The sequence below is a fragment of the Nostoc sp. CCY 9925 genome, assembly GCF_963920935.1.
In the GTDB taxonomy this organism is placed as follows: Bacteria; Cyanobacteriota; Cyanobacteriia; order Cyanobacteriales; family Nostocaceae; genus Nostoc.
In genome coordinates, this window is sequence record NZ_CAWUDO010000051.1 from 22,379 (window position 1) to 42,320 (window position 19,942).

At 40.3% G+C, this 19,942-nt stretch carries 21 protein-coding genes; 14 read left to right on the plus strand and 7 right to left on the minus strand.

The window, feature by feature from the left end:
- Window positions 1–277 precede the first annotated feature (277 nt).
- Complete coding sequence (locus ACM0OY_RS23185) at window positions 278–754, plus strand: hypothetical protein (protein WP_414571187.1); 477 nt, start codon at window positions 278–280, stop codon at window positions 752–754.
- A gap of 269 nt (window positions 755–1,023) precedes the next feature.
- Window positions 1,024–5,502 carry a RecQ family ATP-dependent DNA helicase gene (locus ACM0OY_RS23190; protein WP_414571188.1) on the plus strand — a complete coding sequence of 1,493 codons (4,479 nt, stop codon included), beginning with the start codon at window positions 1,024–1,026 and terminating at the stop codon, window positions 5,500–5,502.
- Window positions 5,503–5,531: 29 nt separating this feature from the next.
- Here the strand turns inward: ACM0OY_RS23190 and ACM0OY_RS23195 are convergent, their stop codons facing one another.
- A complete protein-coding gene (locus ACM0OY_RS23195; RefSeq protein ID WP_414571189.1) occupies window positions 5,532–7,013 on the minus strand; it encodes an amidase in 1,482 nt (493 codons plus the stop codon).
- Between the two features lie 199 nt (window positions 7,014–7,212).
- Between ACM0OY_RS23195 and ACM0OY_RS23200 the strand changes: the two genes are divergently transcribed.
- The gene (locus ACM0OY_RS23200; protein WP_414571190.1) at window positions 7,213–7,914 is read left to right on the plus strand and encodes a serine/threonine protein kinase; all 702 of its coding nucleotides are present in this window, start codon (window positions 7,213–7,215) and stop codon (window positions 7,912–7,914) included.
- A gap of 116 nt (window positions 7,915–8,030) precedes the next feature.
- Here the strand turns inward: ACM0OY_RS23200 and ACM0OY_RS23205 are convergent, their stop codons facing one another.
- From ACM0OY_RS23205 to ACM0OY_RS23220, 4 genes are all read right to left on the minus strand, one after another.
- On the minus strand, window positions 8,031–8,246 hold the full coding sequence (locus tag ACM0OY_RS23205; RefSeq protein ID WP_414571191.1) for a hypothetical protein: 216 nt from the start codon (window positions 8,244–8,246) through the stop codon (window positions 8,031–8,033).
- A gap of 32 nt (window positions 8,247–8,278) precedes the next feature.
- Window positions 8,279–8,587 carry a hypothetical protein gene (locus tag ACM0OY_RS23210; protein ID WP_414571192.1) on the minus strand — a complete coding sequence of 103 codons (309 nt, stop codon included), beginning with the start codon at window positions 8,585–8,587 and terminating at the stop codon, window positions 8,279–8,281.
- 2 nt (window positions 8,588–8,589) lie between these two features.
- Window positions 8,590–9,717 (minus strand): hypothetical protein, encoded by a 1,128-nt coding sequence (locus ACM0OY_RS23215; RefSeq protein ID WP_414571193.1) that lies wholly within the window; start codon window positions 9,715–9,717, stop codon window positions 8,590–8,592.
- A gap of 62 nt (window positions 9,718–9,779) precedes the next feature.
- The gene (locus tag ACM0OY_RS23220; protein WP_414571194.1) at window positions 9,780–10,607 is read right to left on the minus strand and encodes a deoxyribodipyrimidine photo-lyase; all 828 of its coding nucleotides are present in this window, start codon (window positions 10,605–10,607) and stop codon (window positions 9,780–9,782) included.
- Window positions 10,608–10,945: 338 nt separating this feature from the next.
- Between ACM0OY_RS23220 and ACM0OY_RS23225 the strand changes: the two genes are divergently transcribed.
- Together ACM0OY_RS23225 and ACM0OY_RS23230 are read left to right on the plus strand one after the other, a co-directional pair.
- Entirely contained in the window at window positions 10,946–11,698 is a 753-nt protein-coding gene (locus ACM0OY_RS23225; RefSeq protein ID WP_414571195.1) for an SDR family NAD(P)-dependent oxidoreductase, read from the plus strand.
- A gap of 313 nt (window positions 11,699–12,011) precedes the next feature.
- A complete protein-coding gene (locus ACM0OY_RS23230; protein WP_414571196.1) occupies window positions 12,012–12,287 on the plus strand; it encodes an HU family DNA-binding protein in 276 nt (91 codons plus the stop codon).
- Between the two features lie 17 nt (window positions 12,288–12,304).
- On the opposite strand, the gene ACM0OY_RS23235 is transcribed toward ACM0OY_RS23230, so the two are convergent.
- On the minus strand, window positions 12,305–12,793 hold the full coding sequence (locus ACM0OY_RS23235; protein WP_414571197.1) for a GIY-YIG nuclease family protein: 489 nt from the start codon (window positions 12,791–12,793) through the stop codon (window positions 12,305–12,307).
- A gap of 235 nt (window positions 12,794–13,028) precedes the next feature.
- Here ACM0OY_RS23235 and ACM0OY_RS23240 point away from each other — a divergent pair, with 235 nt between their 5' ends.
- Window positions 13,029–13,622: a thiamine phosphate synthase gene (locus ACM0OY_RS23240; RefSeq protein ID WP_414571198.1), complete on the plus strand. Its 594-nt coding sequence runs from the start codon at window positions 13,029–13,031 to the stop codon at window positions 13,620–13,622.
- Here the strand turns inward: ACM0OY_RS23240 and ACM0OY_RS23245 are convergent.
- Window positions 13,512–13,913: a KilA-N domain-containing protein gene (locus tag ACM0OY_RS23245; RefSeq protein ID WP_414571199.1), complete on the minus strand. Its 402-nt coding sequence runs from the start codon at window positions 13,911–13,913 to the stop codon at window positions 13,512–13,514. The two genes, ACM0OY_RS23240 and ACM0OY_RS23245, sit on opposite strands and share 111 nt — an antisense overlap.
- A gap of 241 nt (window positions 13,914–14,154) precedes the next feature.
- Between ACM0OY_RS23245 and ACM0OY_RS23250 the strand changes: the two genes are divergently transcribed.
- The 8 genes from ACM0OY_RS23250 to ACM0OY_RS23285 all read left to right on the plus strand — a co-directional run bounded on the left by ACM0OY_RS23250 (window position 14,155) and on the right by ACM0OY_RS23285 (window position 19,934).
- Window positions 14,155–14,499, plus strand: coding sequence for a hypothetical protein (locus ACM0OY_RS23250; protein ID WP_190737561.1), 345 nt, complete (start codon window positions 14,155–14,157; stop codon window positions 14,497–14,499).
- Between the two features lie 449 nt (window positions 14,500–14,948).
- On the plus strand, window positions 14,949–15,746 hold the full coding sequence (locus ACM0OY_RS23255; protein WP_414571200.1) for a hypothetical protein: 798 nt from the start codon (window positions 14,949–14,951) through the stop codon (window positions 15,744–15,746).
- Between the two features lie 164 nt (window positions 15,747–15,910).
- The gene (locus ACM0OY_RS23260) at window positions 15,911–16,528 is read left to right on the plus strand and encodes a Uma2 family endonuclease (protein ID WP_414571201.1); all 618 of its coding nucleotides are present in this window, start codon (window positions 15,911–15,913) and stop codon (window positions 16,526–16,528) included.
- Between the two features lie 77 nt (window positions 16,529–16,605).
- Complete coding sequence (locus ACM0OY_RS23265) at window positions 16,606–17,499, plus strand: hypothetical protein (protein WP_414571202.1); 894 nt, start codon at window positions 16,606–16,608, stop codon at window positions 17,497–17,499.
- A 135-nt stretch (window positions 17,500–17,634) separates the two neighbouring features.
- Window positions 17,635–17,853 (plus strand): hypothetical protein, encoded by a 219-nt coding sequence (locus ACM0OY_RS23270; RefSeq protein WP_414571203.1) that lies wholly within the window; start codon window positions 17,635–17,637, stop codon window positions 17,851–17,853.
- A gap of 235 nt (window positions 17,854–18,088) precedes the next feature.
- Entirely contained in the window at window positions 18,089–19,162 is a 1,074-nt protein-coding gene (locus ACM0OY_RS23275) for a hypothetical protein (RefSeq protein WP_292723307.1), read from the plus strand.
- Between the two features lie 116 nt (window positions 19,163–19,278).
- Complete coding sequence (locus ACM0OY_RS23280; RefSeq protein ID WP_292723304.1) at window positions 19,279–19,728, plus strand: DUF1257 domain-containing protein; 450 nt, start codon at window positions 19,279–19,281, stop codon at window positions 19,726–19,728.
- Between the two features lie 2 nt (window positions 19,729–19,730).
- Window positions 19,731–19,934: a DUF2997 domain-containing protein gene (locus tag ACM0OY_RS23285; RefSeq protein WP_322728785.1), complete on the plus strand. Its 204-nt coding sequence runs from the start codon at window positions 19,731–19,733 to the stop codon at window positions 19,932–19,934.
- The last annotated feature ends 8 nt before the right edge of the window (window positions 19,935–19,942 follow it).

Consider the following 19,942-nt stretch of genomic DNA (forward strand, 5'->3'; position numbering starts at 1 on the left):
TCGGTTTGAGAGGTTTTGTGTTAGAAACGCTACTGCTCAGGGAAAACTGAAAACAAGACCCTGTTTTGAAGACTTTGATTGTAATGTCATCAGCCGAACGCTACAAATTACACAACAGAATTGGCAACGCATACATGAGTTAAATTTATAGTATTTTTGTACTACTTATTGACAAATAAGTGCTTGTTGCTAAAATCTTTGAACAAAGTCAGGGTAAGTTGAGTTAGTAATTTTTTAGAAATGAGATAGCGCTCAAGCAATCTAATCAGGGATTCTCATGCAAGATTTATTAGATATTGACTTATTTTATGCTTATTTAGACTTAGAAATTAATAGTGAAAATAATATATACCGTATCGGATTGGTATCTCTGAATTTAACAAAAGATTTTTATCAAGAGAATCTCAATCAAGCTTACGAAGAAATTAGAAAGCTGAAAAATAGTAATTTAGCAGTATGCGGTCACAACTTCCGCCGCTTTGATTACCCTTATCTGATTGAGCAAGAACCTCAATTATCTTCTTGGTATATAATTGACACTTTAGAACTATCAATACTCGCTTTTCCCCTACAGCATTCGCAGAAGCTAAATAAAGACTATAAGCAAAGTGAATATTCAAGTAATAATCCTCTGGAAGACCCACAGGCAACTCGATTATTACTTGGTCAACAATTAGAAGCACTATTTAAAAAGCCTGATGAAGTACAACAGGTATATATTTGGCCAGGGCAAACGCATCTAAATTACTCTTGATCACAACGAAGGTTAAAAACCAACGAAAAAATCAGGATTTCGCGCTTGATTATTTTTTAAGCCCCAAAGCGATCGCCTAAAATTTTCGCAATAAGCAAGAGTTAATGACATTAATTTTAGTTCTATTGAGAATAGACTTTGCTTGTTGACATGATGCGGCCGCCCTGTATATTTGGCTCCTTACTTGTGGTTGCGATGATGCAGACCTTGCATATCAACAATTTTTCAGCGATCGCCTTGGTTTGAAGATTGAACAACCCGCCATAGAAATGCTGCCAGCAACAATGCTAAAAGGAATAAATCAATCCTATTTGCAACAGGTATGGTCTAGTCCACAAACTTATGATTTTGAGACAAGATTATGTGTGGCGGGATTACTAGCTTGGAACTATGAGTGCAATACCAATGAATCGAAGCAGGTTTTTTGTGATTGGCTCAGACATTTAAATGGTTTTCAAGTCGTACTTGAGAATTTACGTCCTTTAAGTACAGATGAATTCGCTATCAGCTCTTACTTGGAATATTTTGAAATTCCCAGTTTCCGACCTTTGCAAGAAGAAGCTGTGCAAGCAATTATTAATAATGAGCGTCCGCTTGTTCTCATGCCTACTGGCGGTGGTAAATCTTTATGCTATCAATTACCAGCTTTCATGTTCCACGAAAGGCACAAAGCACTGACTGTGGTCATTTCACCGCTACAAGCACTAATGGCGGATCAGGTAGCAGATTTAGAACAAGCTGGGTTTTTCTTCGCCACTTTTATTAATGGTAATCTCTCAGCAGCAGAACGTCGTCAGCGATTATCAGAACTGCGTTCTGGTTCTAAAGGTTTGCTGTATATCAGCCCTGAGCAATTGCGGTCAATGAGTATTCGGGCATTGTTAGAACAGCGTCCTCCGGTTCTTTGGGTGATTGATGAGGCTCACTGTGTTAGTCAATGGGGCCACGATTTTCGTCCAGATTACCGTTACATTCCTAAATTTATTTATGAATTATATCAAGAGCGGCAGCTTGTAATGCCTTTGTTAGCTTTAATGACAGCAACAGCGACAGTTGCAGTTGTTGAAGATATTAAAGAGCTATTTGCTCAATACCAGTTAAATATAAATCGTACAATTGATGGGGCAACAACAAGAGATAATCTAACTTTTAATGTGATTCCAGTAGCAGGGAATAAAGAGCAAGTTTTGTTGAATCAAGTAAAAGAAGCTCTTAAACTAGGTGGTAGTACACTGATTTACACTACTACACGCAAAAATGCCCAAAAGTTAGCAGAACTTCTTAAACAAAGTCACATTGAAGCTAAATATTATCATGGGAAACTTGCAAAAGAACAAAAACAACAAGTTTTGCAAGAATTCAAATCAGGTAAATTGAATGTAGTTACTGCAACTTGTGCTTTTGGCATGGGCATCAACCGTAAAGATGTACGCTCTGTCATTCACCATTGCATGAGCGCCAATTTAGAAGGTTACATCCAAGAGGCAGGACGGGCAGGACGTAATGGAGAGCCAGCAGTTTGTACTTTACTCTTCGATCCAAAAGATGCTGATACAGTTTTTCGTTTGCAAAGTTTGAACCAACTGAGCGAACAAGATTTAAAAAATGTCTTGATCTCAACCAGACATATCCGCAATCTCACTTTTGGCAGTGCTAGAGATGATTGGTTTTGGGTGACAACCAATGAAATTTTTCAACTGGGCGACTTTGATGAAGAGTTTGGTGAAGAATCAGAGCAGCAAAATACTAAGATTAAAGCAGGGTTGCATTACTTAGAAAAATTTGGTTTATTAGAACGAGCCGAGAACTTTTCAAGCTTTATCGAATTTGAACTAAGTCATAATACCTTTGCTGAGTCTATAGAGCAGTTTGAGGAATACAGCCGGATGAAGGATTTATCCCGGTTTGAAGCAGATAACTTTGAGCGGCTGATTCAGGCAATGCATATTGCGAAAGCTTATTGTAATAGTAATGATGAACCGTTCCCCCTCGACCGCCTCAGTGATGAAGCTGGAATTAGCTTACATGACCTGACTGCTAGAATCCGTGAACTGCAAAAGGCTGAAGTCTGTTCTTTTGAAATACCAATTACACTTGTGATTACCAAGGGTGTAAGAGGAGATGCCCGTAATAATCATGAACGCATTCGCCAGTTAGAAGACCAATTACTCCAAGTGCTTAATGAGTTGTTTGGTAATGAAAATGAAATACAAATAAATCTGCGTGGACTTGCTTCTCGACTTGACCCAGACAATAGTAAAAAAATCAGAGCATCCAACATCATAGATATTTTGGAAGGTTGGGTTGCTCAAAAATGGCTAAAGTTAAGTAGAATTTCTAGTGATGTGGTTCGCTTAGGAGAAATGGAAGTTGCAGAGCATTTACCTGAGCATAAAATTCTCACAACTACAGTATTGGAAGTTTTATATCAAGCATTGAAAGATACAACAGGGGCGAGATTACCTCTTAAGTACGAATTAGGTAAACTTGCTAAAGAAGTTACCCAAAAAAGCCAACTTGACTGGAATAATGAAGAGTTAGAAGTTATTCTTTTGTGGCTCCACCAGAGAAAAATCGTTCGATTAAGTGATGGGCTGAATCTCTTTCAACAGTCGCTGAAAGTCCGTGTAATAAAAAACGCAAGTGTTTCCAGAGTAAAACGCCGTTACCCTGAAGTTGAAGCTCACTATGATGAACAAACTCGTCGTACTCATTACATGGTGAAGTATGGTCAGTTAAAGTTAGATGAACAGCGTCAGCAATTTGTTCGTGATTACTTTGGCACAAATCAAGAAGAATTCGTTTCAAAGTACCAATTTTTGGCACAAGAGATTACCAGACCGATTCTTCCAGGAGACTATAACCGTATTCTAGAACCGCTTAACTCTGCTCAAAAAGAAATTGTTTTAGCTTCAGACCCAACAATGGCAGTAATCGCAGGCCCTGGTTCTGGTAAAACAAGAACTATTGTTCACCGGATTGCTTATCTTGTAAAAGTTAAGCGAGTTGAGCCGAAGCGTATTCTTGTTTTAGCTTACAACCGTAATGCAGTTAGAGAATTACGGTTGCGGTTGCGTAATTTGATTGACGAACAAGCATCACGAATTCGGGTTTTTACTTTCCACGGTTTAGCTTTATCACTTTTGGGACGGACGGTAGGTGAATACAGAGGAACTCAGACAATAAATTTTGATCGGCTTTTGGTTGAAGCTTGCGAATTAATTGAAAAAGGCGAAGAATTTGAAGATGTAGATGAAGATACTCAGGCACGACGAATTCAATTATTAGGAAAATTAGAATATATATTTGTTGATGAATACCAAGATGTCACTGAGAAAGAATATCGTTTAATTAAGTCAATTTCTGGCTTAAATCAATCTGAGGATAAAACACAGTCAGTACAAATTAATCTCTGTGTTATTGGAGATGATGACCAAAATATTTTTAATTTTAAAGGTGCTGATACTAGATATATCCTCCAATTCCAAGAAGAGTATAAAGCAAAACGATTACTACTTAACGAAAATTACCGCTCTACAGAAAATATTATTGAAACTGCTAATTGTCTTATACAAAATAACTTAATACGCTGCAAACAGGCTCCAGAAGAGCAAGTTCGTATTAACTCTGAACGCCAAGGATTAAGAGGAGAGGCAGTCTCCGCTTTAAAGTTCAATAATTTATCACAACAAGCAGGATGGGTTAAAGACAAAATTCAATCTTGGGTCAACGTAGGGATTGCTCCTCATGAAATCGCTATTTTAGCTAGTCGTTGGGATGATTTGAGTCCTATCCGCTTGCTTTTAGAAAGAGAAAGTATATCTACTTATGCACTGAAAAATAATACTATTCCACTACTAAAAAATCGTTGTACTCGTCTACTAATTAATGCTTTACAGAAAGACTATACTCTAGTTTTAAATCCTGAAGAATTAGTTCAGAAAAGATTTGAGGCGTTTTTTGAACGTACTGGTCGTAGCTTAAAAGAACCTACTGTTAAAATCTTAATAAATATTGCTAGAGATTTAGATAAAGAACGAGGCTATGGGTCTGAAGATATTGTACTACCTATTAGTGTTGATGAAATATTGACTGCTATATTTGAGTTTAATGAAAATGGTGAATCCTTTCTAGAAGATAACTCAGTCTTAGTTACTAGCTGTCATGGTTCAAAAGGTTTAGAGTTCCGTAAAGTCATACTTTTAGGTGATGGCTTTAAAACTAATTGTAATGAGATGGAATCAAAACGACGACTCTTTTATGTTGCTATGACTCGCGCCAAAGAAGAATTAATTGTTTGTTCTACTCAGCATAATTTATTTGTACAGCAAGCTGGTTTAACTTCAAAAACCACTGCTTATACTGAAACTCAACTTCCTCGGTTGATGCGTTACTTTGATTTAACTCCCAGTGATGTACATCTGGGCTATGAATTGACTAAAAGAAGGCAGAACATCATTAAAAGTTTGCATGAAAGTACTCCTATCGAATTAAGGATAAATTCTTTCGGTAATGGTTGGAGTATTTTTACACGGCAGAATCAAGAAATTGGTTGTTTATCACGGGATGGAACGCAATCTCTTATAAATAAAGGTATTTTCCCTGGACAGTTTCAGTTTCAGCCTGGTGAAGTAACAGTCCGATATCTATATGACCATACTAAGAGGGATGATATAACAGGAGAAATTTCGGAGAATTGGTTTGTTGTGATTCCACAAATTCGAGTATGTAGAAATGCCGAAAATTAGGACTAGTTACTTTAGAAAAGAAAATCAATTCAAATAATTTTAGATGGGTTTTGGAAAGCATTAATGACTTGATCGAGTTCTTGAGCAATCGCTAATAACTCCATCTCACGCCAGCGTTTGCCAACAACTTGCATTCCAATCGGTAGACCATTGTGAGTTTGCCCAATGGGTATCACTACTACAGGATGTCCACTCAGATTAAATGGCATGGTGTAAGCTCCGTTTGCCACTGCATGAGGGTAGGAGCGGCCATCAATCTCAATAGCACTCCAAGCCGGACGATGGGTAAAAGCAGGGGTTGGAGCAACAGGAGTGAGCCACACATCCCAAGGTTCTAATGCCTGATCTATTTGAGTAGTGAAGCGATCGCGCTGGGTGAGTGCCTCAAAATATCCTTTCAAACGTGGGTTTAATAGCTCCGGTAAAAGACGGCTGAAATCCCCTAATTTACGGAGTTTTTTGTCGCCTTGAGTAGCAGTGTGAAAAATCTGCTGCCAACTGCGACGCAAATTATATCGATTTACTGGTTGAGCATAGACGTTGATATAAGCAGCCATCCGCCCGTAAAGGTTCAGTGTTTTTGATAAGTCAAAGTCTTTTGGAAGCCAGCGTTCAATTTGGACACCTGCTTGAGATAAAGTCTGCGCGATTGCAGCCATTGCAGATCGAATTTCGGACGCGACAGGAACCTCAACCCACTCATCGATCCAAGCAATTTTGAGATTCTGCAAAGACTTACCAGAAGGTGTATCGAAGGGAATTGGCGGCACATCAGGACGGCGAATATCAGAGCCTGCAATTAATGAGAAGCACAGCCTAATATCTTCGAGCGATCGCGCAAAACAACCCACGGTCATCATCTGCCGAATACATACAGGCATTCCAGGTACTTCAGGAATTTGCCCTGCTGTAGAAATGCGGCGATCCGTAGGCTTCAAAGCATACACGCCGCAGAAGTGAGCAGGCTGACGCACTGAACCCGCAAGATCGTTGCCTAAATCCAATGGCGATAGCCCTGCTGCAACAGCCGCAGCGCTCCCCCCAGAACTTCCGCCAGCAGTGTAGTCAAGATTCCAAGGATTATTGACTCGTGGAAAGAGGGAATTCGTACTTTGATAATCGCCAGCCAGTTCCGCCATGTTTGTTTTTCCCAGGATGACTGCTCCTGCTGTCCGAAGTCTGGCAACGACGGTGGCATCTTGTTGAGGTACATAGTCTTTGAGAGGAATATAGCCTGCGGTGGTGAGCAACCCTGCGGTTTCAAAAATGTCTTTAATCGTGATGGGAACCCCATGTAAAGCACCCCAGTTTTCGCCTTTAGCTAAAGCCTCATCAGCCAGCCTAGCCCTAAGATAAGCATTTTCCTCATCCAGCGTGCAAATGGCATTCAACTTCGAGTTGTATTTAGCGATTTGAGTCAAGTAAGCATTGAGAATTTCAACGGCAGAAACTTCGCGATCGCGAATCATTCGCGCAAGCTTATAAGCAGGAGAAAACGTCAGGCTACTCATAGGCGTAGACAGGTAGTTCTTGATAAAGTTAATTATATTCAGAGATGGTAGTTTTCCACGATGGCTTCATGTTGCTAGCTCTGTTGTCACAATATAGGGATTGCCATTTCAAAATTAAGCTCAATTCCAACTGTTGCCGTAATAGTTGAGATAAATCAAGTAGTTTATCTTGTTCTTTGGTGTCAGAAACTTATCTGGTATGGACAAATTGCTCCCAGAACAGTTAGTCAGAAGCATTTATCAGGAACTACTGCCTAGATTACAAATTGAAAGTGTTAATCCCCGTAATCCCATTCAGGTCGGCTATCTTCCACAACCCTGGCGGCTGCTTGGCAAAGGAAATTACGCCGCAGTAGTTTTTCACCCCGATTACCCTGAGTGTGTAGTTAAAATTTATGCCCCAGGACGACTAGGCTTTGAAGAGGAAGTAGAAGTCTACCGTCGTCTAGGTTCTCATCCGGCATTTTCTGAGTGTTTGTACGCCAAAGATAACTTTCTAATTTTGAAACGGCTTTATGGAACAACTTTGTACGATTGTATGCACTTAGGTTTACCAATTCCTCAGCAGGTAATACGGGATATCGATAAAGCTTTGGACTATGCTAGAAGTCGCGGACTCCACCCTCATGATGTCCACGGTCGTAATGTGATGATGCATCAGGGTAGAGGGTTAGTTGTAGACATTTCAGATTTTGTGCATCCAGAAGCCTGTTCAAAATGGAATCACTTAAAAAAAGCTTATTATTGGTTATATCGTCCTGTGTTGCGCCCACTTCGATTGCGTGTGCCATACTCGGCCTTAAATATGCTCCGCAAAAGTTACCGTCTGGCAACTTCTTTCAAAATTTCCTGTTGTCAACTAGTCCTAAGATTAACTCGTTTTAAATATTTAAAACTTTAGGCTAATTTAGCGTTGTAACATTAAGTATTTCTGTGCCCAAAAGTGAAAAGGAAATTGTATTGCACCCCTTGCTATTGCTTTAATTTTCAGCTTACTCACTGGTGGCTACTTATCAGCTAATCATACGAAAAAAGTTGAACATTGTTACAATCTCTACATTTACGCGCCCGTAGCTTTTCGCCTTCCCCCCACCCAGCCCCATCAGCACGGAAATACACCCACTGACTTACTGATTCTCCAACGGTACGACCCCAAACAAAATTTTGTGAACCGCAGATATGACATGGCGTTTCTTGTGGGCTAAAGTTTTTGTGATTCGGTTGGTTGTTCATGAGCTTCCCCCGATAAATTCTGAGTGCAATTTTCAGCAACTATTGGGACAAAGTGCGATCGCGATCGCTTGGGATTGAATTACCTGACTGATAATTTTATTTCCAGCAATCATCACCGTAAAAGACTTTCTGTTGTCTGTTGGGTAAAAATCTCGCGCACCATCCGTTTCTAACACGCCATCTGTCAACAGCAATTCCAGTAAGTATGACATACTGCACCGAAAGCTATAGCTAACCCAATACGCTGCCAACGGAAGTTGTGTTTGTTTTCTTGAGTTTTCATCTGCACAGTAAATTTGTGGCTGTTCAATTATGCGCCGGGGTGAGCCAGTTTTTTGCACAGTCACGGGGGTAAGTCACCAGCTCCAGAAATAAATCCTGTCTCTTTGAGCATTTGTTGTAATTTTGTATGAGGAAATTTTATATCCTTGTTGTTATTTTTATACATATCAACAAAGAAGTCTTGCATCAGCGCAATAATGCTGCGATATTTGACAATGCAATTAACATAAAACTCATCTAACTTCATGATCCCATCAGCGTGTATCTGCTCAATACTGTCAAGTAATATAGATCCCACTTCATAAGGTTTTAAACCTTCTTTTATCTCATATTTTTCCATTATCCTGCGTTTATCTTTCTCAGAGCATAAATCATATTGTGAGCGAATAAGATGACCAAGATTCCGTAAAATTTCTCCGTAGTCGTAAAATTGGTTATGCATAAAAAAGGATTCTTCATCTTTGGTTAACGAAAAACTCTTATCAAGTACTAAACCAAAATCAGTCAAATATATCTGCTTACCGTCAGTGAGGATGTTGCGAAAATGTGCATCGAAGTGAATAATTCCCTTTCTCCTTAAAAAGGTAATCGTCGTGCATAATTCATTTAGAGGTTGCTGAAGTTTGCTAGGGTTTTCTTGCAACCATGTTTCCAGGACATACGGTATGTACTCTAAAAACAGAACCAATTCATAGTTGGCGTTCGCTCTATCTAACACATAATTCTCGATACTCGCATTATTACCCCAATACTCCACAAAGCTTTTGTGATTTTCCATATCGATATTCTCGTATTGCCCAAAGAACGGAATAATTCGATAATGGTACATTAGGGGAAATGTGGCGTTCGCTCCTTCTAATATCCAATTAGTAGTCTTAATGTGTGTCACAAGTTCACGGAAGACACCCAAACCAATAGAACCAACACCGTAGTTAAAGTAAGTTGGTAAATCATACAGGTTTTTGGTAGAAAATAGGTTTTCGTATTCGATATCCGTAATCGGAATGCGCTTGACAAAAATTTTGAATTGTCCAAGAACGATGGTATGATTTCGCCCCGAACTTGAACTTGATTTACCTGGCTCATTATTGTCAAACAAAGAACACAATTGCGTATTATCCAACCCAGCAAGTTGTGAACTAAGCTTGAAGTAACTTTGGATTCTAAGTTCTAGATGGTTTTTAACCATTTTCTTCGTTCAAACGCAACATAAATATATAAAGGAGCTTAGTTTAAAATCTAGATAATACTTCACTCTTGCACCTCAGTAAGCTTTTGTTGATATTCTTTATACTCTCTGTCTTTATGCTGCCAGTATTTCTCAACTGTTTCTTTAGCAGTGATTGCACTATCGTATTCATCTCCACCTTGGCTTAATAATCGCTGTTTGGTTTGCTTTCGTAAGTCAGAAACAACTTTGCCATTAACTTTACGCGTCTTTGACCAATCTAGAATCGCTCTAGGATAGTTACTATTGTCAATGTATTTCCCCTGTTCAATTTCTGGTAAACTGTAGCCCTTTAGTGACGGTATCCAGTAGTAAATAAAGTCTCCTTGAGGGTCTTTTTCGGCAATATTCTTCGACGGATTATAGATGCGAAAAGTATCACTAAACTGGGATTGTCTTTGATAGGTGTAGTATTGGTTAAACCACTCGTCACGTTGCTCTGTTGATTGCAGAAAGTTGTTTAGTCCAATGTGGTAGTCAAGGTTTAACTGCTTGTAAAAATCAATTATAGTTTTATCCCGGCTGACACCGTACTCTACCTGTACATCACGGTTAAAGAAAAGTTTGGGTTTATATCCTGCAATGATTAACTGCCTAGTCAACGCTTGTACTATGTCTGTAGAATTACCTTCAAATAAGTACAGCCGACTACCTAACTTTTGCAGATTTGAGTCGAGATTTTCCAATGACTCAAACAAGAAGCGGACTCTAGCAGCTCCGACATCAGCCCAGGTATAAAACCAAGGGTCAATAATGAAGAATGGCTTTACTGTTACACCATTATCAGTTGCTAGTGTGACAATTTCGTTATCGGTTAAACGTAAATCCCGACGAAACCATAAAAGGTGCATAGTATAACTAACTTATCATAGCCTACAATACATTTGTACCAATAATTTCTTTTGCTGTCGAAGTTGAGTGTCCATAATAAGATAGTGTTGGTTTGCAGTAACTGAAGCAGGGCGGTCACATCAGAATCAATAGGGGTGCTTTATTGCTAATAAGCTCAAATACAATCGCATTAAGCTATAGTTATTGATAGCAGCTTAGGCGTTAGCCTAGCTCGCCGCAGGCATTGCTTTAAGGCTTGAAAAATAAATCAAACGAGAAATACTGACTTTTCCTTTGGTTTTTATGGTTGGCCGTGAGCAAGAGTAATTTAGATGCGTTTGCTCTGGGGGATAAGCCAGTGACCAAGTTCGCAAACAAGATAGCTATTGTCACTGGTGCAGCTAAAGGTCTTGGCGAAGCCATTGCCTTCAACCTTTACGAAAACGGTGCGCGGGTGGTTCTGGCAGACATCAATGCCGAAGGAGCGCAGGAAGTAGCTAGGCGGTTGGATTCATCTGGCAAGCGGACACACGTTATTGAAACTGATGTGTCTGACCATCGCGCTGTGGAGGCAATGGTAGCCGAAACGGTGGAGCGATTTGGCGGGTTGAACCTAGCAGTCAATAATGCTGGCTTTACCGGGCCGCATGGGATTAGTACCGCCGATTATGAGATTGAATGGTGGCATCGTGTGATTGCGACTAATTTTAACGGCATTTTCTTTGGGCTGAAATACGAAATTCCGGCAATGATTCAAAGCGGTGGTGGGGCAATTGTGAATATGTCATCTGCCGCTGGTGCGGTCGGAGTGGCGGGTATTGCTCCCTATGTCACTGCCAAGCACGGCATTATCGGTCTGACAAAGGCAGCAGCATTGGAATATGCAAACCAGGGCATCCGGGTGACTGCAATCGGGCCAGGTTATGTTGATACATCTCAGATGCAAGAGTTACCAGAGTCAGCGCGAAAGCAGATGGCTGACTTGCACCCTTTAGGTCGCCTTGCACGAACCGAGGAAGTCGCGGACATGGTTAGCTTCCTCTTGTCGGAGCAAGCCTCTTTCGTCACAGGCAGCTTCCACCTGATAGATGGTGGTTACACTGCTGTGTGACTACTAATCAATCGACTTGGGTGCGATCGCAATACATAATTTTCTTCTTTCATTTGTTTCTTTAACTACTTATTTTTAGCGAACTAAAAACTTGAGAAACTGTAACTTTGACTAGATGCCTTGCAAGCCAGAGAATATGGTTGCTTGTGATCGAGCGCTGATGAAAGGAAACCTGGGAAACAGAGCAAGGGCGCAGTAGTAGCAGTGCATTGTTAATTTTCGTGTGTTGCTTGATTTTTACTCCTTTCACCTCTTTGCTAATAAAAGCTAGTAATGCTAGATTTCCAATATTTGCAATACTTCAGGGTGATTTATGAACAAAGGTGAACTAGTGGATGCTGTAGCAGCCAAAGCCAACGTCACAAAAAAGCAAGCCGATGAAGTCATTAGTGCTTTTTTGTCAGTTGTTACCGAAGCTGTAGCTAATGGTGAAAAGGTAACGCTCATTGGCTTTGGCTCATTCGAGCGACGCGAACGTGCCGAGCGTGAAGGGCGTAATCCCAAAACCAATGAGCCAATGACCATTCCAGCGACCAAAGTTCCTGCGTTTTCTGCTGGAAAACAGTTTAAAGAAAAAGTAGCGCCATAAAGTATAAGTAAGCCACCCTACCCAAAAGGCTGGCCCCACCGTTCCCAGTTCTCCTTATTAAATGGACTGCACCACTTCAAAATAAGGTTCAACTCTAACTCTTGCCGTGTGCGTCGATCAACCGGAGCATCCCACCAAAATGCGGCGTTGACTGCTGTTTTTAACCCATAGCGATAATGTAAATCCTGGTAGCTGGCGATGTAATCTTTGCAGGCGTGTATACCCTGCCATCGCTTGTTACTACGGCAGGTTTCCCCCACATACAAAATCAAACCAGCCGCCGAGTCAATGATGAAATAGAGACACGCATCACCTGGGCTGTTTGCCGACATCCTATAAAACGACATTGGCACAAGCCGCAGCAAGAGTGGATCAATTTGGTCTGGGTTGCAGTGCTTAGGGGTAAGGTCAAATAATGCCGTCTGCTGTGGTGGTTTGTTCTCTTGAACCTTCTGCTGATATTCAAAAATCTGAGATTTCCACTTCAACAGCGCCTCAAGACTCATTACTAGTGTCTCTGCTCTGCGTGCTGGTGTGATGGTCAAATCAGAAAATAAATTTAGCTGGTTGGGTTCCAATTGGGGTTTACGAGGAGCGTGCCGACTAGCTGATTATCCAAGAGAACTGACAATTAAGAGCATTTGCCTTTGGTTTCACCAGAATAAGGGAAATGGTAGAGTTAATATCTCTAATGAGATAAATGCTGCTACAACCATTACTGTAAAATGAAAAAAGGCTTCTATGAAAGAAACAATAAAACCTTTTAAAAAAATCGCCATATTTGATATGTTGTCAGGAGAAAATTCCGAAATAATTTATTCTGACAAATCAAAAATTTCTGCTCAAGTTACTAAATGGGTAAACAGAGCTATCAGCAACGGTGCAGATTCTTGTTATATAAGATTATATGAGGCAAATAGAGAAAATATAGATATAATTATTGAGAATCTATCCTACAAAGAATTGCAAATCATTTTACCATTTTCTCTAAATTATAAATCTTCTTTAGTTAGTGCTTTTCATTTTAGAGAAAAAGACCAAATTAAAATGCCAGAGGCAAAAAGCAATAGTATACTGTTTGGAAAATCATGTCACTCATTAAAATCTATAAAAGAGGCAGAGGATGAAGGATTAGACTATGTATTTTTTTCACCTATTTTTGCGACCCCAACTCATCCAGAAGCAAAAGGTATTGGTCTAGATATGCTCACTAAAGCTTGCAAATCAACACAAATGAAAGTTTTTGCTCTTGGGGGAATTAACGAAAACAATTATCAAAAATGTCTTGATGCTGGTGCGTCTGGTGTTGCAGCAATTAGTATGTTTAAAAAATAAAATATTTTTCCTTGATGCCTTTTTCTTAGCGCTATTAACCCAAGTACCTTGTTCCTTGCCATACCCTTCAATTTCAATTATTAGAGACGATATGGGAATTCCCATATCGTTCCTAAGTGCTTGTAAATAGTTTTTTGTAGACTTTAGCCTTATGTAGTCAGACAAAAGTTTACAGTTAGCTATAGCCATTTGGGTAGCATTAACATACCCTTTTGGTATTGTGTATTTGGCTATCTGCCCAGACTGGGGCATTTGATTAATTTCTGAATCACGCCAAAAGTGTGTCAGCATTGTAATTGCGTCACTTTTTGTAAATGAGTTTGAGAAAGCGATCGCAGCTGCTTGGACGGCTAGCGATCATTTTCAATCTATGTGTTGTCAGCAAGCCTTGTCTTCGCAAACTTCAATTCCTTGCGAAGTCTTAATCTTAACTGCCTTCTTTGTTTGGCATAAAGCTCTCTTGCACACACCTTATACGATGTGAACGTAGTTAAATTGAATTGTTGCTGATTACAACCCATAGTACTATATTATGTATGAAAATACAATCGGCGGTACAAAAAAAGAAGCGTCGAATTTAATGGAGGTGGATATGATTCCGCTAGACTGGGCGGTGCTTATTTTATGGAAACCGGAGTGTGGAGAAAAGTTGAAAGCACTGCGTGGTAAGACATCCCGCCAAAAAATAGCAGATGGCATAAATGCACAACAAGTAGAATGCTCCCAAGAACTTATTAGAAAACTTGAACTTGGAGTTGCTAAATCTATATCTCCCCGAATTCTAGTTGCATTATGCATAACGCTAGGTATACACCCATCTGCCTTGATTCCATCTATTAAAATGGAAATTCCTAGAAATTTTTGTACCGAGGGTTGACTTTGTACCCAGGGTTTTAATAATATTTGATTATAGAGGAGGAAACAAGCGCTAGCCTCCCAAAAAAAAATAAAGCAGCGCTTATCACTGAACTATGACAAGAGAACCGGAAGTACCGATTGAGGGGTAGCTGATGCACTGGCACAACCAGAGAAGGTGAGGGGTACACATTGGAAAAACGGGTTCGGTTAATAAAAATGCCAAACAGGATGACTCTTGGCTTTTAAAACTGTTAAAGCCGCCTGTCACTTGACCATTGTGTATCCTGCTTGGTAGCTCTAGCCACTGGCTTAGAGCATTAAATATAAGGCTTCGCCAATTCTAGATTGAGAGAGAGTGTTGTGCTGAAAGCACAACAAACTGACCAATAAAAATAGGACGATCGCTCCGTCGGGAAAACTGTGCGATCGCCCCTATGCCCTCACTTATTAAATAAGAGGCAATTTCTAATGATTACACAAATTTCAGCCCCTACGCCAACAAAAGATCCGCTAACTACACGCGATCGCCAAATCATTGCAACCATCGTCAATCAATCGGACTATTCAAAAGAGTGCAAGCCCGAAGATGTAGTAACTATCTGGATCAACAGTGATGATATCGTGTGGGTGAAAATGACCCACGGCTATGCTCGATACCACAAAGAACCATTCAAACGCGCTGTTGCAGACGTTAAAGCAAGTCTTTCTGCTCCAGTAAAGTGCAATCACGAAGAAGATGAGGAATTGAAACAAGCTTCTGAGAAAATTGGCTTGTTAGGTGATTGTGATTGGCTATCGTTGAGCGTCCAATACCATTCTGATAAAGTAATCGGTCATGCTGGTTGTTATATCTCTCACAAGGCTCGAATATTAACCCCACCATCTGAATGGGACTTCACCTTGCCGAAGTGGAATATGCCTGCTGCCATCTGTCCAGACTGCGAAGGTCATGGGTGCGGTAACTGTGGGTATCGCGGGACTCGTGCAGAAGACTTGTGTACGCCAGTGGACGGCTATCGACTGACCTATGTAGGACGCACTGACCTCCAGACGGCTCACAATGTATATCTAGATGGTGAGTTCTTGGGAATAGTCTTCAAGGTCAGAAACGTTGGTGAGTTATGGGAAAACGACCCTAAGACTTACTACTGGGGCTGTGGGGATGGAGTGCAGTATTGGAATGTGAAAGAGGCTGTTGAATCCTTTGCCCTAGCTCCGGCGACTAGTGAACTGCTACACGTTAGCTTAGAGTTAGCGGTAGCGTAAGATTAAAGAAATCTGAACAGTGGACAGGAGAAATTAGAAAAACTGTCCACTTACCAATTTGAGAACGAGATCCTTTATTTAGATGTAAAGATAGAAGCAAATCTAAAATTTTTGCGCGATCAAACATTCCGTCAGCATCAGTTCAAATTTGAAGAGATAATACGATGTTTCAAGCTTTACCAGAACCAGTTACTTTTGAAGAATTTCTAGAGTGGAAACCAGAAAATGGCAGATATGAACTATACAAAGGAGTAATAGTAGAAATGCAACCAACAGGAGAACATGAGCTAGTTAGAGCATTTTTGATTAGAGAACTCAATTTTGAGATTCGCAGGTTTAATCTAGCTTATACTATTCCTGGTCAAGTATTAGTCAAATCAGTTGATAGGAAATCTGGTTATATTCCAGATGTATTAGTATTGAATCTTCCTAACTTGGTCAATGAACCCCTCTGGAAAAAAGCATCAACAGTTACTCAAGCAGAATCAATTCCATTAGCCGTGGAAATTGTAAGTACAAATTGGCGTGATGATTATTTCCTTAAATTTGGTGAGTACGAGGAAATTGGGATTCCAGAATATTGGATTGTTGACTATGCTGCTCTTGGTGGAAAGCGATTTATTGGGAATCCTAAACAACCGACAATATCAGTTTATGCTTTAGTTGAAGGTGAATATCAAGTTACTCAATTTCGAGGAAATGACCGGATACAATCACCTACTTTAAGAGAGCTAAATTTAACTGCTGAACAAGTTTTTCAAGCTGCTTTAGGACAGTCTTGATTAAGACTAATACTTTCCCAGTCAACGAAAGCGATTTTGGTATTGGTATAAACTATCCTTCGCAATTTGTCCTTTGAATGACCCAAAAATTTTACAGTCTGTTTGTTGAGCATTATCTCGAGGGCTTGCTTTCATCATTAGGTAGTGTAGAAGTTAGCGGCGTAATAACCGGTTCAGAAAGGCGGGGAATTGTTCTGTTTTTTCCGAAAGGGACAATTCAAACCGAAAGACACTCACTTGGATTACTTGCTAAAGTTGCTCAAAGTGATTGTTCAATAGAAGTTTATTTTGAGCAAATTGGTGAAACAGAAGTCCGAAGCTGCCTACATAAACTTTTAAGTGTCTTTTCAACTTTAAACTGTCATGCATCGGCAGAAGGGAAAACTTTAGATGATAATGATTTACCTCGTTTATGGATTTTAGTACCATCAGCTTCGCCAGATTTACTCAAAGGTTTTGGCGCACAATTAGAGCTAGAAAACTGGACTACTGGAATATACTTTCTGCCTAATCTTTTTAGAATTGTAATAGTAGCTATTAACCAACTACCAGTTACTTCAGAAACGCTATGGTTGAGGCTTTTGGGACGGGGAGCAATTCAAAAGCAAGCAGTAAGTGAAATCATTGCACTACCACCATCCGATCTTGTACGCCGGAACGTACTAGAAATAATTTACAGGTGGCGTATCAGTGTAATGACACAGACAGAATTAACCAGAGATGACCAGGAGTTGATCATGAACTTAACTCAAGCTTACGAAGAAGCAAGAGCGCAAGGAGTACAAGAGGGAGTACAACTTGAACGCCGTCAAGTTGTAGAAAACTTGTTAAGATTCCGGTTTGGTTCTGTAGATGAAGAACTTTCAAAAGTAGTCGATAGTTTGTTGCAGTTAACACCAGAAGAATTTACTCCCCTTTGTCTTGAATTATCTCGTGAAGATTTGCTAGCAAGACTTAATTCACATCAATAATCTGTACAGGGCAAACAATTAGTAATAAAAAGCGCTTTTGTGAAATCAAGAGCGCTGTTTTATTGGCTCTACGCTTCATACATTTGTAATCAACGGCTTCGCCAATGTGAAAGTGAAATGTATTGGTATTGAACAATGAACCCTCAAGAAAATGCTGAACTACTTGCTGCCTTAATGCGCCAGGAAGAATTACTTAAGCAGTTAGTCGCAGCAATCAATAAACCGAAACTGTCGATACTTAGGCGATGCAGGTACTATCCAACATCCACAGTATTTGTTTCTACCTCTGCCAAATCAAAGAAAAAAAGCCAGCTTTCGACTAAACCGAAACAAACTCATGACTCGTTGTTATGAAGTCGAAGGCATGGTTTATGAAAAACCTGTGGTACAGGATAATTCGCAGCAACTTCAGCTATTTTGAGCCATGTCCATACATAAACCACCAGTCATTAAAAGACCTGTTCGCCTGCAAAAAAGCTCTACAAAAGTAATCTATAGAGCTACTACAGACATTCGCTCTCTTGAGAAATCACCACAAAGAAAGCTTCGCTTAATCGAAAGTGAAAAATAATGATTGAGGTCAACAATTATGGTACAAGCAATCGACAACCCTATCGCTACAAATTTCCTAACTGATGCAGTAGTCGAGCGCCACAATTTCTCACAATTAAATAAAACCCGTATTCGCTTCCGTATTCAGTTGAAAAAAAGTACAAAATCGGCTGCTCCTAAATGGGCAGATGTACTACAAGCTGAAGTTTCTGAAATTGAATCAGACCTTGTTAAAGTTACTAATTCCGAAGTTGGTTTGCGGGGTATCAAGGTATTTAAGAAATTGGATGAAGCTGCTGCCCAATTGAGGCAAGAGATTGCTTCAGTTCAAGAGTGGATGTCTGCGGATACTGGCGATTGGATTTGTCCGATTGATTTGGCTCCACTTGTTTGGAGCCAACTACTTAATATTAGGGATAATATTGCCCCTGGTTTACGTAATCAATTAAAAGCTGATTATGAATCAGGACTCGAAGATTATCAAGAGCGGATTGATCAGTTTCTCTCACTTAACACTTGGGAATTAGCACAGGATAAGCAAGAGTCAGTCAAAGCCAACTTGTTAAGAGCATTCCCGACTCTGATCGATCTCGAAGACTATTTGCAAGTCATTATTGGTCGCCCGGTGATTATCCCGGCATTGTCCGAACAACTGAACCAGCAGCAAGCCGAATGTCTAGACCAGATTACCAAGTTCATTCAGCAGTATGACCAAAATCTGGAGCAAAGGCTACGGGAATCTGCTCTAGCTGGCGGTGAACAACTCGCCGCACAGTTGCTTGAAGAGTTGGCTGATTGGGAACCAGGGAGGAAACCCATACAGTTTAAAAGGAAAATGGAGCGTCATCTGATGAAGGTTCAAGTGCTACTAGCAAACGCTTCACCGGAGGCTGGCAGTAGCTTGGAGGCGATGATGGCGCACTTGGACTCTATCGTTAACGATCCAGCGATTGAGTCTAAAAATCTTGGTTCTGATACGCGCAGTCAATTGCAGCAAAAAATGCAAGAGATCCGCACCAAGTTGTTAGATGAACAGCGCAATCTGCAATCACTTGCGGCTGACGACGTGGGCTTATCGAAAGCTACCGTGATGTCGTTTAAGTTCCGGTAAAAAACAGTCTTGGGCGAAGGTGCATCGCTCAAGACTAAGTACCTTAAACGAAAAATGCAGCATATACATCTCAAAAAGAGTACCGCACTTCTTTCTACTATAGGAACAAAATTCTTATGTCACACTTCTCAACCGTTAAAACCAAGCTTGTTAACCGTGAATGTCTGGTACAAGCTTTACAAGATTTGAAACTGAATCCGCAAGTTCACGAAACAGCACAGCCACTAAAAGGATACTACGGTAGCTCCCAAGGTCAAAGCGCAGAAATCATTGTGTCTGGTCGCACAATTCAAGCCCGTGCAGATATAGGTTTCAAATGGAATCAGTCAAGCGGCGTGTACGAGGTAATACACGATAGTTATGAAACAGTTCCTAAGTTGGGACAAGACTTTTTCAGTAATAAACTAATGCTGGCTTATGGTAAGCATTTGGTTCGTGTCAAAGCTGCCGAGTTACAAGAAAAATTTGGTGAATGTGCGATCGCTGAATCAACTAACGGAAGTGTGCAAACTCTACGGCTGACTTTTGCTGGACATCAAGAAGTTCAACAATTTGCACGGAGATAAATATGGAACGTTCAATACTGATTCATTTCGACAGCGCTACAGGTGAAGTTCGCGTGGAAGCGGAGGGGTTCAAAGATTTGAGTTGTTTATCGGCTACACAACCGTTTGAGGAGGCACTTGGGGTTGTAGGCGATCGCGTTTTCAAAGAAGAATCAGCACCACAGCTTCGCACTACGAATAGTAGTCAAATACGCCTGCGTCAGTAATCAGTCAT